This window comes from Roseobacter sp. HKCCD5988 (assembly GCF_037830355.1).
GTDB lineage: Bacteria > Pseudomonadota > Alphaproteobacteria > Rhodobacterales > Rhodobacteraceae > M30B80.
Genome location: NZ_JBBLYJ010000002.1, coordinates 305972 through 320324, shown reverse-complemented (window position 1 = coordinate 320324; position 14353 = coordinate 305972). Strand labels below are relative to the sequence as shown.

Below are 14353 nucleotides of genomic sequence, written 5' to 3'. Positions count from 1 at the left end.
ATTGGAGCGTTTGTACGCAATTGTTCAACATCGAGCTGACAATTTTCAGCCCCGATCGTGCCGATAATATGCTTCCAAAGCTTCTGCCGTGGCTTTTAAGTGCTGGGTGTGTTTATCATCACGCCCAAAAATCAGCCCGACGTACAACATATTGATAAGAAACAGCTGGCTCATGCGGCCCTCTAGGAAGTCGCCATAGAGTGGGACGCTTGGGGTGTTGGAGTTCCAGGTTAGAAGGGTACGCGCGGCTGACTTTCCTACCAAGGAGTGCGGTTCACTCGTGATGGCGATTGTCGAGGCCCCATTTTTGCGGGCAAGCGTCAGAGCGTTTCCGACGTCAGCTGTAGTTCCGGTATGTGAGATACCGATCATCAAGCTGTTTTTACTGATATTAGCTGCCGCAACGATTTGATTGTAGCCGTCATCATATGATTTGGCATCCACTCCGGCTTTTGTGAATAGGTGCGCCGCCTCCATGCAGATTGCGGATGCTCCACCGACCCCTATCAAAACAACTTGGTCACAAGTCCTAAGGTCTCCAACGCATTGCTCGAGAAGCTGTTCGTCGAGTAGTTTTTGCGTTCCCAAGATACTGTTTGAAAGCAAAACTGATAATTTTGCACTCAACGTTATGAGTGGATCATTTCTGTCGAGCTCGCTGGGAATGTTAACAACACTGTTCCGGTCCACGCCCCCAGAAGCTTCCGCGAGAGCTAGCTTTAAATCTGGGTAGCCTGAGTACCCTAAGGCACGGCTAAACCGGCTCACCGTCGCGTCGCTCACGCCTAGTGTCTTTGCGAATTCTGTTATCGATTGCTGCAGCTTGTCGGTAGAGTGACGCCTTAGGTAATCTGCGACAACCTTCTCAGACTTGCGGAGATCGGCGTACTGAGCCTGGATACGGTCAAGTAGATCGCTATTCTTGTCCAACTTCTTCTCCTAGTTTTCGCATGATCGCAGCGTTCACACTTAGCTTATGCTAATTTGCGAGTGCAGGAAAGACATTCCCCACATTTCTTGAAAATATTTATCACAAACAAAATAACTACAAGCAATTGATATTGTTTATTAAATTGACATTTTTCTGACGAGTGTGAAAATTTCGTACAAAAAATTTTCTGGAAATTCTTGCAATATGTAGAAAATTTTCTCGACAATAGTTTTTGAAGATGCTACCGATTCACTCAAGAAAAAGCACAGACTTCCTCAGTTTTGAAGTGGATCTAAGGGTATGGCAAAGAAATCGTCAGCGTCAAACGCTTACTCAAGGGAATTTTTGGAAAAAATTTTCCGCACAGCGCACAAGATACGGGTTTTTGAGACTGAAGGCATAAAACTTTATCGCCAGGGTTTGATCCGTGGATACTTCCACCCGTACCTTGGGCAAGAGGGGATTGCCACGGGCGTCTGCGCGGCTCTCTCCGAGGGCGATTACATCGCGTCAACTCACCGAGGTCATGGCCACTGCATCGCTTGGGGTGCAGACGTTAAAAAAATGGTCGCCGAGCTACTCCAGAAAGATACTGGCTATTGCAAGGGCTACGGTGGATCAATGCACATCGCTGACATTTCAGTTGGTAATTTGGGCGCCAACGGAATTGTTGGGGCAGGGACACCGCTCGGCGTTGGTGCAGCACTCGCAAACCAGATAAGGGGCTCGGACGCCGTCACAGTGACATTCAGCACCGATGGTGCAACCAATAACGGGACATTTCTCGAAAGCCTCAACTTAGCAGCCATCTGGAACCTGAATTATGTGTTGGTAGTGGAAAACAACCAATACGCGGTATCCACACCGATTGAGGAATCCACGCGCGAGCCGGACTTGTACAAGCGCGGCTTGGGCATCGGAGTTGAAAGTCACCAGGTGGACGGAAACGATCCGCTGGCCGTCTATGAGATTATGCGTCAAGCCGTTGAGACTTGCCGGAAAGGTAAGGGGCCGGTGCTCATAGAGGCAAAGACGTTCCGGCATATGGGCCATCACGTAAATGACCCCGGAAAGTATATGCCTGAGGATCGCTTAACCTACTACAAGCAGCGCGACCCAGTCGATCGTGCCCGCAAGGCACTTAAAGATATGTCCGACATTTCAGACGCTGAAATTGATGCCATTGAGTCTGAAATTGCGGCCGAATTTGAGGCTGCCGTCGAGTTTTCAAAAAATAGTAGCGAAGTTTCTATCGAAGATTTCCGCGCATTTGCGGCCGACTATTGAGCTTCGGTTAGGTGGGAGAAGTAAAGTGTCTCAAAGAGAGTTGATGTATCGCGAAGCGCTGCGCGAAGCGATTGATGAAGAAATGGCCCGCAATGACCTGGTGTTCATTATTGGCGAGGGTATCGCGGAGCGGGGTGGTTCCTACAAAGTAACTGAGGGTCTACTCGATAAGTATGGCTCCCTGCGCGTGCGTGACACACCAATCGCAGAAGCGGGAATGATCGGCGTTGGTGTGGGGGCCGCAATTGCTGGAGCTCGCCCAATTGTAGAAATCTTATACGTAGATTTTGCGATGCTGGGCATGGACATGATCGTCAACCAAGCCGCTAAGTTTCGATTAATGACTGGTGGCGATGGCCGCGTGCCCTTCGTCATGAGAACACAGGGCGGCACGGGTGGTGGTGTTGCAGCTCAGCACTCTCAATCGCTTGAAGCTCTCTTTTATCACATCCCCGGTTTGAAAGTTGTAATGCCATCCACTCCAGCGGATGCGAAGGGTCTGCTGAAGTATGCCATGCGCCAGGACGATCCAGTTATGTTCCTAGAGCATAAGCACCTCTACATGACTAAAGGGATGGTCCCCGACGGTGAGCACATCATCGAGTTTGGGAAAGGCGACATCAAACGCAGCGGTACTGACGTCACTCTCATTGCGTGGTCCAATATGATCCCGCGATCCCTAGAAGCGGCTGCTGAATTGGCGGAGCAGGGCATATCAGTTGAAGTGATTGATCCGCGCACGTTGGTGCCACTCGATCGCGAAATGATATTGCAATCCGTTTCTAAGACGAAGCGCGCGGTTATTGTTCAAGAAGCCAATCGCCGCGGGGGTATCGCGTCGGACATTGCGTCAATCATTCAGGAAGAGGCGTTTTGGGACTTAGACGCGCCGGTTGAAATCGTTGCCGGCTTGGACATTCCAGTGCCCTTTAACCTCACGCTCGAGGCGGCAAGTGTCCCGCAGAAGCCCGATATTGTTGCCGCAGTAAAGCGTTGCATTCACCAGGACAATTATTCCGCCGCTGCAGAATAGGAGACGGACAAATGACGCTGCATATTCTCGAAAAGTTGGCGGCAACTAATCAAGACTGTGAGATTTGGTGGGACTCATCTCCGTTGGTCTATGAAAAGTGGAAGCACGAAACCCTCTCAAAAGCTCCTGAAGGAAAGCGTTCTGAATGGGAAGAGCAACTCCAGCGTCTACTCAATGCAGACACCATCAACGCAACTGGTCAAATGGTGTTTGGCGGCGTGACGACAAACCCACCGCTGTCGCTTCAAGCGCTCCAGGCTGAGCCAGATTTTTGGACCAAACAAATCCGCGCCATAGCCAAGGCTAATCCTGGGGCCGGGGTTGAGGAAGTCTATTGGCTCACTTACCTGGACGTTGCGCGTAAGGGTGCTGAAATGATCTTGCCGGTATATGAGGCGAGTGCCGGTCGACGGGGATTTGTTTCGGGTCAGGTCGACCCAAGGTTTGTGACAGACTACGATCGGATGCTAGAACAAGGTCTAGAGTTATCCCGCCAGAGCCCCAATATGATGGTTAAAATTCCTGGGTCTGCGGAGGGTTACCGAGTAATTGAAGAACTCACGGCTCTCGGCATCTCAACAAATAATACGACGTCGTTCACGGTCGCTCAGTATGTGGAGTGCATGGACGCAGTGTCACGTGGGCTATCCAGAGCAAATGCTGCCGGTATTGATTTAAGTAAGTGGCGCTCCGTTATCACGCACATGTCTTCGCGACTTGGAAATTTGGGCGACCTTAGTGCTCAGGCTGCAATTCGTGGTATTGAGTTGACGCCGGAGGAGATCCAACTTGGAGAGCTTGCGGTACTGAAACGTGCCTATCGCTACGGTAAGGAAACTGGCCATCCATCGAAAATGTTGCAGTGTTCCATGCGCGTATTCGACGACGGACCTGGAGGTACAGCGTCCAGCTGGCATGTTGAGAAATTGGCAGGCGGTGACTTTGTTTATACTTGCCCCCCATCCTACATATCGCAGCTAATGAATGCCGAGGATCGTATGCAGCCCTTTGACAGTGAGGCTATCAACGAAGACGCTCCCGACAGGTTAATTCAGAAGTTACGCAAGCTGCCGTATTTCCGTCAGGCTTACGATTTTGGTGGAATGCTGCCGAAGGAGTTTTCCCAATTTGGTGCGTTTGCTGCCACTGCGACTGAGTTCGCGGCTGCAACCAGAAAAACTGTAGACTTTGTTGCGAATGCTCTCGAAGAGACGTCGTCGCGCGCGGCTTGAGGAATTTAGATATGGCTGAAGCGATTTTGGTCCCCCAGGTGGGGCAGGACTTGACAGAGGCAACTGTCGTGGAATTGCACGTCAAGGTTGGTGACAAGGTTGCCAAAGGTGATTTGGTTGCTGTGGTAGAATCCGAGAAGGCAAGCTTTGAAGTCGAAGCCTTTGCCGAGGGATTTGTCATAAACCTGCCATATAGCGTTGGGGATGTGGCCACCGTACTCGAGCCGCTCATGCATCTTGGGGCGGAAGGTGAAACCGTTGCGCCGACAGCTTCAGCAAGCGCGAGGGAGCCCGCAACGTCTTCTGTGGTTGATGTGCGATCAAGTGTATCCGAGTTGAATGCCAACTCTAAGAAGAGCTCCATAGCCGTCGACGGCCCTCTGAGAGCGTCACCCGCAGCCAGAAAGCGCGTATTTGAGGCGGGGCAGATGCTTAATCAGTTTCGGGGGTCTGGCCCGTTAGGTGCGGTTGTCTTGCGGGACGTTGAGGCCCAACTCGCAACTGTCGCGGCGCAAGCCCCAGGGGCGCAGTCTGTACCTGGCTTGAAAAATCTTCAGTCTGGTCACGGTGATCCAATTATATTCATTCATGGCTTCGGATCCGATCTCTCATCTTGGCGTCCAACGGTTGGCCAATTGGGCCTAGAAAATCCCATCTACGCACTGGATTTACCGGGACATGGATCTTGTTGGGATCTAAAAGCCAAGAGCTTTGACGAGTTGGTGGATTACGTGGCGCAAACAATTTCACCGCTGGGTGGTAGTTTGCACTTGGTCGGCCACTCGCTGGGTGCGGCAGTCGCCGTGGCACTGTCTGAGCGTGGAAATATCGACATTCGCTCCATGAGCCTTCTGTCTCCAGCGGGTATGGGTGCAGGCATAAACGCCCAATTTATCGATGGATTTTTGGGCGCCAAATCAGAGGCCGCACTCAAAACGTGGATGCAAAGCCTTGTGCGCGATCCAGACGATATGGCGCCCGTCTTGGTGCGCGCCACCCTGAAGGCGCGTAGTGAAGCGGACTTGGTAGGTAGCCAACAGGAACTTGCGCGAGGCCTATTCGAGAATGGTACTCAGCTTTTCTCAATCGTGAATGGCTTGCGGCGCTTTAACGGCGCGGCATCTGTCGTGATCGGGACTGATGACGCAATCGTCCAGTCCAGTGATGTCATCGCCAAGACGCCGCCCCACGCGGCCTTGTATAAGCTTTCGGGCATAGGGCATCTCCCACAAATTGAGTGCCCGTCTTTGGTCAACACTATCGTAGCTAGAACAGTGAAGTCAGCCAGTTAAGTATCTGAACTGCTATGGCGTGAGCCCTGTCCCAGTATCCAAAAGGGGAATGAAATGCGTGACCTCCGTGAGGTTAGCCATAGTGACATGGCTAACGCAGTTAGGTTTTTGTCTGCAGATGCCGTTGAGCGTGCCGGCTCCGGTCACCCGGGTATGCCGATGGGGATGGCAGACGTGGCCACCGTACTGTTCTCAAAAATCCTGAAATTTGATGCAAAATGTCCGCAGTGGCCAGATCGAGACCGCTTCGTACTGTCAGCTGGCCACGGCTCGATGTTGTTGTATTCGCTCCTACACCTTTGTGACTTTCCATGTTGGGACTTGAGCGCAATTAAATCGTTTCGCCAATTAGGCTCCATCGCAGCTGGCCACCCCGAATATGGCCACGGTCCAGGTATCGAGACCACGACGGGACCGCTTGGCCAGGGTATTGCGACAGCAGTTGGCATGGCGCTGGCAGAGGAAATGGATCGGGCTAGGTTCGGTGAGCATTTGGTGAGCCACCATACCTACGTGATTGCCGGGGATGGCTGCCTGATGGAAGGCATTTCTCAGGAAGCGATAACACTGGCAGGTCACTTGGGTCTGAGCCGCCTCGTTGTTTTATATGACGACAACCAAATTACGATTGATGGATCCACTTCACTAGCGACGTCAGAGGACCAGCAGAAAAGATTTGAGGCCGCCGGGTGGGATACGTTTGAGGTTGATGGGCACAATCCAGAGGCAGTCGAAGAGAGTATACTTTTGGCGAAAGCCTCTACCCGGCCGGCAATGGTCGTTTGTAAGACCCGCATTGGATTTGGAGCCCCTTCAAAGTCGGGGAGCGCAAAAAGCCATGGCTCCCCATTAGGGAACGATGAAATATCAGGAGCCCGCTTAGCGTGTAATTGGCCCCACTCGCCATTTGAAATTCCTGACGATATCCGGGAAGCCTGGCGCCTAATTGGTGCCAGGGGCGGAGCCGATCGGATGGATTGGAAATTGCGTTTGAATTCAGCGCCATCCCAACAGAGGGCACTATTCAGTGACCATCAGGCACGCCGTTTCCCAGTTGGATGGGATGACGCTCTTTTGCAGCACAAGTGTCAGGTGTCCCAAAAGGCGTCTGCCACTTCAACTCGGAAAGCCAGCGGAAACGCGTTAGAGGTCCTAACCAATTACATTCCCAATCTCATTGGCGGATCTGCCGACCTAACGGGCTCCGTAAATACCCTCACCTCCAGCACTGCCGCGATAGCAGCCGATGACTTCACCGGGCGCTATATTCACTACGGCGTTAGGGAGCATGCAATGGCTGCGGTGATGAATGGCCTGTCTCTCCACGGAGGATATTTCCCGTATGCAGGTACATTTCTCGTTTTTGCTAATTATTTTCATCCAGCACTGCGCCTCGCATGCTTGATGAAGCTGCCGATGGTTCACGTGTTGACACATGACTCGATTGGCCTTGGTGAGGATGGCCCAACTCACCAGCCAGTTGAAACCCTCGCCATCTTGCGCGCGACGCCTGGCCTGGTAGTACTCCGGCCAGCTGACGCGGTTGAAACGGCTGAGGCCTGGGATATAGCGTTGAAGCGTACCGAGGGGCCGACCGCGCTGGTATTGTCACGCCAAGATCTTCCCGTCCTAAGGCTTGAGGCTGATGACCAAAATAAGTCTTCAACCGGGGGCTACGTCCTTTCCGAGGCTGCGTGCGGAAAGAGATTGGTGTCCCTAATTGCCACTGGCTCTGAAGTCTCCATTGCCTGCGAGGCCCGCGAAATCCTCGAGGCTGAAGGCATACCTACAGCGGTTATATCTTTGCCATCTTTTGAGCTATTCCGGGCTGCCGAGGCCAAGCTCCAGAGCGATGTTCTTGGGGATGATGGCGTATTGAAAATTGGTATCGAAGCGGCGCTCGAATTTGGTTGGCGTGAGTTTCTCGGAAGCCATGGGGCATTTGTAGGCATGAAGGGATACGGCGCATCTGCGCCGGCTAATGATTTATATAAGCACTTTGGTATCACAGCACAGGCTGTCTGTGAGCGTGTCAGAGGGCTTCTCAGCGGTAGATCATCAAATGAATGAAAAGGGCACGGTGATCTTTGATTTGGACGGCACGTTGGTGGACAGCGCCCCTGACTTGGCGAATTCACTAAATGTAGTCCTCGAAGAATACGGACGGAGCAGGATCAGCGAGAGTGAAGTGCGGAACATGATTGGTCACGGCGTCGGCGAGTTGGTGCGCGCTGCCCTGTCAGGTGATAATAATTCCCCCCAAGAGCCACTCATCGAAACAGCAATTGTTCGCTTCAGGTGCCTGTATTCTCGAAACTTGTCAAAACACAGCACGGTGTATCCCAACACCGCCTCCACGCTGGCAATCTTGAAGCAGGAGGGTTGGCGTCTAGTTGTGTGTACCAACAAAATTGAGGGAAGTGCTCGAAAGGTTTTGAGAGAGTTTCAGCTACTTGATTTCTTTGAAGACGTTGTTGGCCCGGACACCTACGGCGTGTCAAAGCCCAATCCCGAACATCTTCAAAAATGTGTCTCCGACAAGTGGGCAAGTTTGCCCACGATTATGGTTGGAGACTCTGAAGTGGACTGCGCCGCGGCAAAGGCTGCTGGATTTCCAATGGTTCTAGTGGACTGGGGCTATAACAAGGGGCGTTTGTCAGAATTGGCGCCCAATTTCGTGCTCAGTGACATTCGGGAAATACACCAGATCTTAGATAAGATTAGCAGCAATTAATCCAAATGAACTCCAATCTTGAAGGGGAATAAGCCGATGACTGCAAATTACAAATCAGAACTCAGCTCCGCAAAGGAACGTTTGGGGGCTCTAGGTAAGGCTGCGCCAGACATGATGCAGGGATTTGGTCGTCTCGCTAAGGCGGCGATTGCTGATGGGACTTTCTCTGTCGCGCAGAAAGAACTGATCGCAACGGCAATTGCTGTCGTGAAGGGGTGTCACGACTGTATTTTGTACCATGTGGACGCGGCAAAGCGTAATGGCGCCACCGAGGATCAGCTTGCGGAAGTCCTCGCCGTGGCAGTGGAAATGGGAGGTGGCCCGGCCCTAATGTATTCAGGCAAGGCTCTGGAAGCTTACCGGGCAATGTGAAACCCCCAAACATAATTCATTTCGAGTTGGTTCAAATGCGCTCAACTTTAATAATTGGTAATTGGAAGATGAACGGCAAAAGCCGTAATCTTGCCGAGGTGGACAAGTTATTGGATGGCTTAAACGGTCAGTCCTGCGATATGGTGTTATGTCCACCAGCTACATTGATTGCTCAAATGGCTGCAGCTGTTAAGGGTTCGCCAATCCAAGTTGGGGGGCAGGACTGCCATTGGAATTCAATGGGACCTCACACTGGCGACATATCACCGGAAATGATTACCGATGCAGGGGGAGAGTATGTTATTTTGGGTCACTCTGAGCGTAGATCTGACCACGGCGAGTCTGACCCCATAGTCAATGCCAAATGTGTTGCTGCTTTGGCAGCAGGGCTCACTTGCATCGTCTGCGTCGGGGAGACAAAAGCAGATAGAAGTGCTGAGAACACTCTTAGTGTCATAGAAAATCAGCTCCACGCCTCAATTCCGGAAAATGTCCAGTTGTCGAAGCTTGTCGTCGCCTATGAGCCGGTTTGGGCCATTGGTACTGGCTTAACACCGACCATTTCAGAAATTAGTGATGTGCACACGTTCATGAGACGTAAGCTGATAGAACGCTTTGGGGATGAAGCTTGCTCTGTTCCCTTGGCTTATGGTGGATCAGTCAACGCGGATAATGCGTCTGAAATCCTGGCCCAGTCCAATGTATCTGGCGTCTTGGTGGGTGGAGCTTCACTGCGCGCGGAAGACTTTTTGAAGATTGTCTCATGTGCCGCTTAATGATCTGGCAGCACCTAACAAATACCAGAAATATCGATCAAAACTTGGCCAACACAATCTTTCCCCTCGTTGAGCCGCTCTCAATTAACCGGTGAGCCTCCAAAAGGTTCACTGCATTTATGCGCCCTAGGTTGTTTGTGATTGTTGATTTAATGGTTCCCGCGTCGATTAGGGAAGCAACTTCATTGAGAATTTCGCCCTGACGTTGCATGTCAGCAGTCTCAAACATTGGACGTGTGAACATAAACTCCCAGTGGATAGAAATAGCCTTTGATTTAAGGGAACTACGTCAAAAACGTCTGGTCCATCGATCAAGCCGTATCGGAGAGTTTCTCAAGTCTTGATTTTTTCCGCGCGATAAGAAAACGTAAAGCTTGGTAAAAAATTGAAAGTGAGACAAATGGAAGATCGGCCCGTGCGCAATATGGAGGAGTTTGCCGCCTTATGCGGGGTGTCGCGTCCGACTGTGTCAAAATATTTTCACGACCCCGAAAGCGTCCGCCCCGCCACCCGAGCCAAAATTGAGCAGGCGTTAGAGGAAAGCAATTATCGCCCCAATATCTTTGCGGTGAACCAGAACCGCAAGCTGACGAAAAATATCGGCATTGTTTTGCCCTATTTGGCAGACCCGTTTTTTGCCGAAATCGCAAGGCGGATTGAGACATTGGTAATTGCGCAGGGGTTTCGCCCAATTTTGCTGAGCTCGCATGGCGATCCGCAGCTTGAGGTTGGCAATTTGGACGCACTACGCGCGATTAAGCCTGCGGCTGTTCTATTGGCCCCGCTTGGGCGCGCCTCTGATCGGGCGGCATTGGAAAGCTTTTGCGCTGATGTGCCTACAGTGAATTTTGATGCCAATATTGAGGGGATCGGCGTGGCCTTTGTGGGCCATAACAACGAACAAGCAACCGATAAGATGGTGGAATATCTGACCCGTACAGGCGAGCCGCCCGTATTTTTCGAGATGCGCACGCCGCCCAACCCAAATGCGAATAAGCGCCGCTTGGCCTATATCGGCGCGATGGAACGATTGGGGTTCGCGCCACAGGTCGTGCAGGCCCATGGGGAAGGGTGGGCGCTTGAGGAGATCGGCTATAACGAAGGGCGGCGGGTGATTATGGAACGCGCCTTTGCGAGCAACACGATTTTTTGCAGTAATGACCGCTTGGCCATTGGCTTTTTGGCAGCGGCTTATGAATTGGGTTTGCGCGTGGGGCGTGAGGCGGATTGCGCGTTTCGGGTGGCGGGGCATGACAACCACCCCGTGGCGCGGTTTACCTGCCCGACCTTGACCACGATCTCGCATGACTACGCGCGTATTGCCACGAAAAGCGTTGAGACAATGATGGCTTTGATCGAGTCGGGCGAACGCGGCGATACCCGACAAGTGACGCTGTTTGACGGCGAGTTGATTATGCGCGCTTCGGCATAATCCAAGGTTATCAAGGGCTAAAATTAAAATTTACACGCGTAAATTTTTTTATTGACGGGAAACAAGTTTTGTCAGTAACGTCTGGCCACTGAGTAGAATCCTTGGGAGGAGTAGGATGACTATGAAACGCTCGTTGCTTGCAGCGACAGCTTTGTCTGTGCTGACTGCTGGCGCTGCGATGGCGCAGACCATCACAATCGCAACGGTAAACAATGGCGATATGATCCGTATGCAGGGCTATACGGATACATTCACAGAACAAACTGGTATCAATGTTGAATGGGTGACCCTTGAGGAAAACGTGCTGCGTCAGCGCGTGACCACTGACATCACCACAAATGGTGGCCAGTTCGACATCATGACCATCGGCATGTATGAGGCGCCGATCTGGGGTTCTAATGACTGGCTTGTGCCTTTGGACGACCTCAGCGCCGAATACGATGTGGCTGACCTTCTGCCTGCAATGGCAGGCGGTTTGAGCCATGATGGCACGCTTTACGCGGCACCTTTCTACGGCGAAAGCTCGATGGTGATGTATCGCACAGACCTGATGGAAGCAGCGGGTCTGGAAATGCCAGAAGCGCCAACTTGGGCCTTCATCCGCGAGGCGGCAGCAGCGATGACAGATCGCGCAAATGACATCAACGGCATTTGTCTGCGTGGTAAGGCAGGCTGGGGTGAAGGCGGTGCTTTCATCACTGCAATGTCCAACTCGTTTGGCGCACGTTGGTTTGACATGGACTGGAACGCACAGTTCGACACACAGCCATGGCGTGACACGTTGGAATTCTTTGTTGGCATGATGAATGAATCGGGCCCTGCGGGCTATGCCACCAACGGCTTCAACGAGAACCTATCGCTGTTCCAGCAGGGCAAGTGCGGTATGTGGATTGACGCGACTGTTGCGGCATCCTTCGTCACCAACCCCAATGACTCGACCGTTGCAGATCACGTCGGTTTTGCTCTGGCACCTGATAATGGCCTTGGCAAGCGTTCCAACTGGCTCTGGGCTTGGGCCTTGGCTATCCCTGCAGGCACACAGCAAGCAGATGCAGCCAAGCAGTTCATCGAATGGGCGACTTCCAAAGAGTATATCGAATTGGTTGCCGCCAATGAAGGTTGGGCAAACGTGCCTCCAGGCGCACGCACCTCGCTCTATGAGAACCCCAACTACGCAGACGTTCCATTTGCAGACATGACGCTTCGTTCGATCTTGTCCGCAGACCCGAACGACTCGACTGTTGAGCCAAGCCCCTATGTCGGCATTCAGTTCGCAGCGATCCCAGAATTTGCGGGCATTGCATCTGAAGTGAGCCAAGAATTCTCGGCAGTTTATGCAGGCCAGCAGTCCATTGATGAGGCTTTGGAAAAAGCACAAGCCATCACCAATGAAGCCATGGAAGCTGCGGGCTATCGCTAAGCGGTAACCCACCTCCCCAAGAACGTGGGAGGCGTCTCAAGGTCGCCTCCCACATTTTCCGACATCGCCCCCGTATTTGTTAACATATATTGACCAGACCCGATGTCTGTCCCGTGAAGGATTTGCCGATGGCCACCCAACATTCACGATCCGCTGCGCGTGTGATGATGGCCCCTGCTGTGATCTTGCTGCTTGGTTGGATGCTTGTTCCGTTGACCATGACCTTGTGGTTTTCGTTTCGGCAATATCTGCCGCTGCGCGGTGGCGACCAAGGCTTTATCGGATTTGAGAATTACATCCGCTTTATCAGCTCAAGTTCGTTTTGGCCTGCGGTTCAAACCACCCTTGTGATCGTGCTTGGGGTTTTGGCCATCACTGTCATATTTGGGATCTTCCTCGCCATGCTGTTGGATCAGCCCATTTGGGGGCAGGGTGTCGTGCGGATCATGGTCATCGCGCCCTTTTTCGTTATGCCCACTGTATCGGCTTTGGTGTGGAAGAATATCTTTATGGATCCCGTCAACGGCCTGTTCGCGCATTTGTGGCGCGCCTTTGGGGCCGAACCTGTTGTGTGGTTGTCGGATGTGCCGATTACATCGCTGATCATGATTGTCTCGTGGCAATGGCTGCCCTTTGCCACGCTGATTTTGCTAACCGCGATCCAATCTTTGGATGGTGAGCAACTAGAGGCCGCCGAAATGGATGGCGCAGGCCCTGTTGCACGGTTTTTCAATTTGGTGCTGCCGCATTTGGCGCGGGCAATCACGATTGTGATCTTGATCCAGACGATTTTCTTACTGTCTATTTTCGCCGAAATTTTTGTGACCACGGGCGGGGCCTTTGGCACGCGGACGCTGACCTACCTGATCTTCCAACGCGTGTTGGAAAGCCAGAATGTGGGTCTGGGGTCTGCGGGCGGGGTCTACGCCATCATCCTTGCCAATATTGTTGCCGTCTTCTTGATGCGCATCGTTGGCAAGAATTTGGACGCGTGAGGAGGAAACGCTATGGCCCGCGCAGTCACCCCAAACCGTAAGCTCATCAATACTTTGGTTGCATGGACGATTGGCTTTTTGATCTTCTTCCCGATCTTATGGACGATCCTGACAAGCTTCAAAACCGAGGCGCAAGCGATCAATGACCCGCCTTTATTCTTGTTCTTTGACTGGACTCTAGAGAATTATGGCGTTGTGCAGGAGCGGTCGGACTATACCCGCTACCTGTGGAATTCGATCATCATCGCGTTTGGTTCAACCGCGCTCGGCCTGTTAGTGGCGATCCCTGCCGCTTGGGCTATGGCCTTTGTGCCCTCTAAACGCACCAAGGATATTTTGCTTTGGATGCTGTCCACCAAGATGTTGCCTGCGGTTGGGGTGCTTTATCCTATTTACCTGCTCTTCATTGAGCTTGGCCTTTTGGATAGCCGCGTTGGTTTGGTTGTGGTGATGATGCTCATCAATCTGCCGATTATCGTTTGGATGCTTTACACCTATTTCAAGGAAATCCCGAGCGAGATCCTAGAGGCTGCGCGAATGGATGGCGCGACCTTGCGCGAGGAAATCCTGTATGTGCTGACACCAATGGCCATCCCAGGAATTGCCTCAACCATTTTGCTCAATGTCATTTTGGCGTGGAACGAGGCGTTTTGGACATTGAACCTAACAGCGGCCAAAGCGGCCCCCCTGACGGCCTTTATTGCCAGTTATTCGAGCCCAGAAGGGCTGTTTTACGCGAAGCTATCGGCAGCCTCGACCATGGCGATTGCGCCCATTCTTGTGATGGGGTGGTTCAGCCAGAAACAACTTGTTCGCGGCCTGACCTTTGGCGCGGTTAAATAAGCGGAG

General features: G+C 52.2%; 14 protein-coding genes. 12 read left to right on the top strand and 2 right to left on the bottom strand.

Annotation, left to right across the window (positions count from 1 at the left end; all coding sequences use genetic code 11):
• Positions 1 to 45 precede the first annotated feature (45 nt).
• The gene (locus AAC636_RS09640) at positions 46 to 930 is read right to left on the bottom strand and encodes a MurR/RpiR family transcriptional regulator (protein WP_340301348.1); all 885 of its coding nucleotides are present in this window, start codon (positions 928 to 930) and stop codon (positions 46 to 48) included.
• A 301-nt stretch (positions 931 to 1231) separates the two neighbouring features.
• Between AAC636_RS09640 and AAC636_RS09635 the strand changes: the two genes are divergently transcribed.
• From AAC636_RS09635 to tpiA, 8 genes are read left to right on the top strand one after another with little or no spacing between them, the layout of a single operon-like run.
• Entirely contained in the window at positions 1232 to 2218 is a 987-nt protein-coding gene (locus AAC636_RS09635; RefSeq protein ID WP_340301347.1) for a thiamine pyrophosphate-dependent dehydrogenase E1 component subunit alpha, read from the top strand.
• A gap of 43 nt (positions 2219 to 2261) precedes the next feature.
• The gene (locus AAC636_RS09630; protein WP_317656661.1) at positions 2262 to 3251 is read left to right on the top strand and encodes an alpha-ketoacid dehydrogenase subunit beta; all 990 of its coding nucleotides are present in this window, start codon (positions 2262 to 2264) and stop codon (positions 3249 to 3251) included.
• An 11-nt stretch (positions 3252 to 3262) separates the two neighbouring features.
• Positions 3263 to 4483 carry a transaldolase family protein gene (locus AAC636_RS09625; protein ID WP_340298607.1) on the top strand — a complete coding sequence of 407 codons (1221 nt, stop codon included), beginning with the start codon at positions 3263 to 3265 and terminating at the stop codon, positions 4481 to 4483.
• An 11-nt stretch (positions 4484 to 4494) separates the two neighbouring features.
• Positions 4495 to 5775: an alpha/beta fold hydrolase gene (locus AAC636_RS09620; protein WP_340301346.1), complete on the top strand. Its 1281-nt coding sequence runs from the start codon at positions 4495 to 4497 to the stop codon at positions 5773 to 5775.
• A gap of 36 nt (positions 5776 to 5811) precedes the next feature.
• Positions 5812 to 7845, top strand: a complete 2034-nt coding sequence (gene tkt / locus AAC636_RS09615; RefSeq protein ID WP_340301571.1) for a transketolase — start codon at positions 5812 to 5814, stop codon at positions 7843 to 7845.
• Entirely contained in the window at positions 7838 to 8509 is a 672-nt protein-coding gene (locus AAC636_RS09610) for an HAD-IA family hydrolase (RefSeq protein ID WP_340301345.1), read from the top strand. The genes tkt and AAC636_RS09610 overlap by 8 nt, the downstream gene beginning before the upstream one ends.
• A gap of 36 nt (positions 8510 to 8545) precedes the next feature.
• Positions 8546 to 8881: a carboxymuconolactone decarboxylase family protein gene (locus AAC636_RS09605; protein WP_340301344.1), complete on the top strand. Its 336-nt coding sequence runs from the start codon at positions 8546 to 8548 to the stop codon at positions 8879 to 8881.
• A 35-nt stretch (positions 8882 to 8916) separates the two neighbouring features.
• The gene (gene tpiA / locus AAC636_RS09600) at positions 8917 to 9657 is read left to right on the top strand and encodes a triose-phosphate isomerase (RefSeq protein ID WP_340301343.1); all 741 of its coding nucleotides are present in this window, start codon (positions 8917 to 8919) and stop codon (positions 9655 to 9657) included.
• 37 nt (positions 9658 to 9694) lie between these two features.
• Here tpiA and AAC636_RS09595 read toward each other — a convergent pair whose 3' ends face one another.
• Entirely contained in the window at positions 9695 to 9886 is a 192-nt protein-coding gene (locus AAC636_RS09595; protein WP_340301342.1) for a zinc-binding dehydrogenase, read from the bottom strand.
• Between the two features lie 171 nt (positions 9887 to 10057).
• Here AAC636_RS09595 and AAC636_RS09590 point away from each other — a divergent pair, with 171 nt between their 5' ends.
• From AAC636_RS09590 to AAC636_RS09575, 4 genes are all read left to right on the top strand, one after another.
• A complete protein-coding gene (locus tag AAC636_RS09590) occupies positions 10058 to 11089 on the top strand; it encodes a LacI family DNA-binding transcriptional regulator (RefSeq protein ID WP_340301341.1) in 1032 nt (343 codons plus the stop codon).
• A gap of 115 nt (positions 11090 to 11204) precedes the next feature.
• On the top strand, positions 11205 to 12509 hold the full coding sequence (locus AAC636_RS09585; protein WP_317656338.1) for an ABC transporter substrate-binding protein: 1305 nt from the start codon (positions 11205 to 11207) through the stop codon (positions 12507 to 12509).
• 128 nt (positions 12510 to 12637) lie between these two features.
• Positions 12638 to 13504 (top strand): carbohydrate ABC transporter permease, encoded by an 867-nt coding sequence (locus tag AAC636_RS09580; RefSeq protein WP_340301340.1) that lies wholly within the window; start codon positions 12638 to 12640, stop codon positions 13502 to 13504.
• Between the two features lie 12 nt (positions 13505 to 13516).
• On the top strand, positions 13517 to 14347 hold the full coding sequence (locus tag AAC636_RS09575) for a carbohydrate ABC transporter permease (protein ID WP_340301339.1): 831 nt from the start codon (positions 13517 to 13519) through the stop codon (positions 14345 to 14347).
• The last annotated feature ends 6 nt before the right edge of the window (positions 14348 to 14353 follow it).

Bases quoted from the DNA above. Each gene is read 5' to 3' on its own strand.
- AAC636_RS09635 (WP_340301347.1), top strand. From the start codon at position 1,232: ATGGCAAAGAAATCGTCAGCGTCAAACGCTTACTCAAGGGAATTTTTG.
- AAC636_RS09630 (WP_317656661.1), top strand. From the start codon at position 2,262: ATGTATCGCGAAGCGCTGCGCGAAGCGATTGATGAAGAAATGGCCCGC.
- AAC636_RS09625 (WP_340298607.1), top strand. From the start codon at position 3,263: ATGACGCTGCATATTCTCGAAAAGTTGGCGGCAACTAATCAAGACTGT.
- AAC636_RS09620 (WP_340301346.1), top strand. From the start codon at position 4,495: ATGGCTGAAGCGATTTTGGTCCCCCAGGTGGGGCAGGACTTGACAGAG.
- AAC636_RS09610 (WP_340301345.1), top strand. From the start codon at position 7,838: ATGAATGAAAAGGGCACGGTGATCTTTGATTTGGACGGCACGTTGGTG.
- AAC636_RS09605 (WP_340301344.1), top strand. From the start codon at position 8,546: ATGACTGCAAATTACAAATCAGAACTCAGCTCCGCAAAGGAACGTTTG.
- tpiA (WP_340301343.1), top strand. From the start codon at position 8,917: ATGCGCTCAACTTTAATAATTGGTAATTGGAAGATGAACGGCAAAAGC.
- AAC636_RS09595 (WP_340301342.1), bottom strand. From the start codon at position 9,886: ATGTTTGAGACTGCTGACATGCAACGTCAGGGCGAAATTCTCAATGAA.
- AAC636_RS09590 (WP_340301341.1), top strand. From the start codon at position 10,058: ATGGAAGATCGGCCCGTGCGCAATATGGAGGAGTTTGCCGCCTTATGC.
- AAC636_RS09585 (WP_317656338.1), top strand. From the start codon at position 11,205: ATGACTATGAAACGCTCGTTGCTTGCAGCGACAGCTTTGTCTGTGCTG.
- AAC636_RS09580 (WP_340301340.1), top strand. From the start codon at position 12,638: ATGGCCACCCAACATTCACGATCCGCTGCGCGTGTGATGATGGCCCCT.
- AAC636_RS09575 (WP_340301339.1), top strand. From the start codon at position 13,517: ATGGCCCGCGCAGTCACCCCAAACCGTAAGCTCATCAATACTTTGGTT.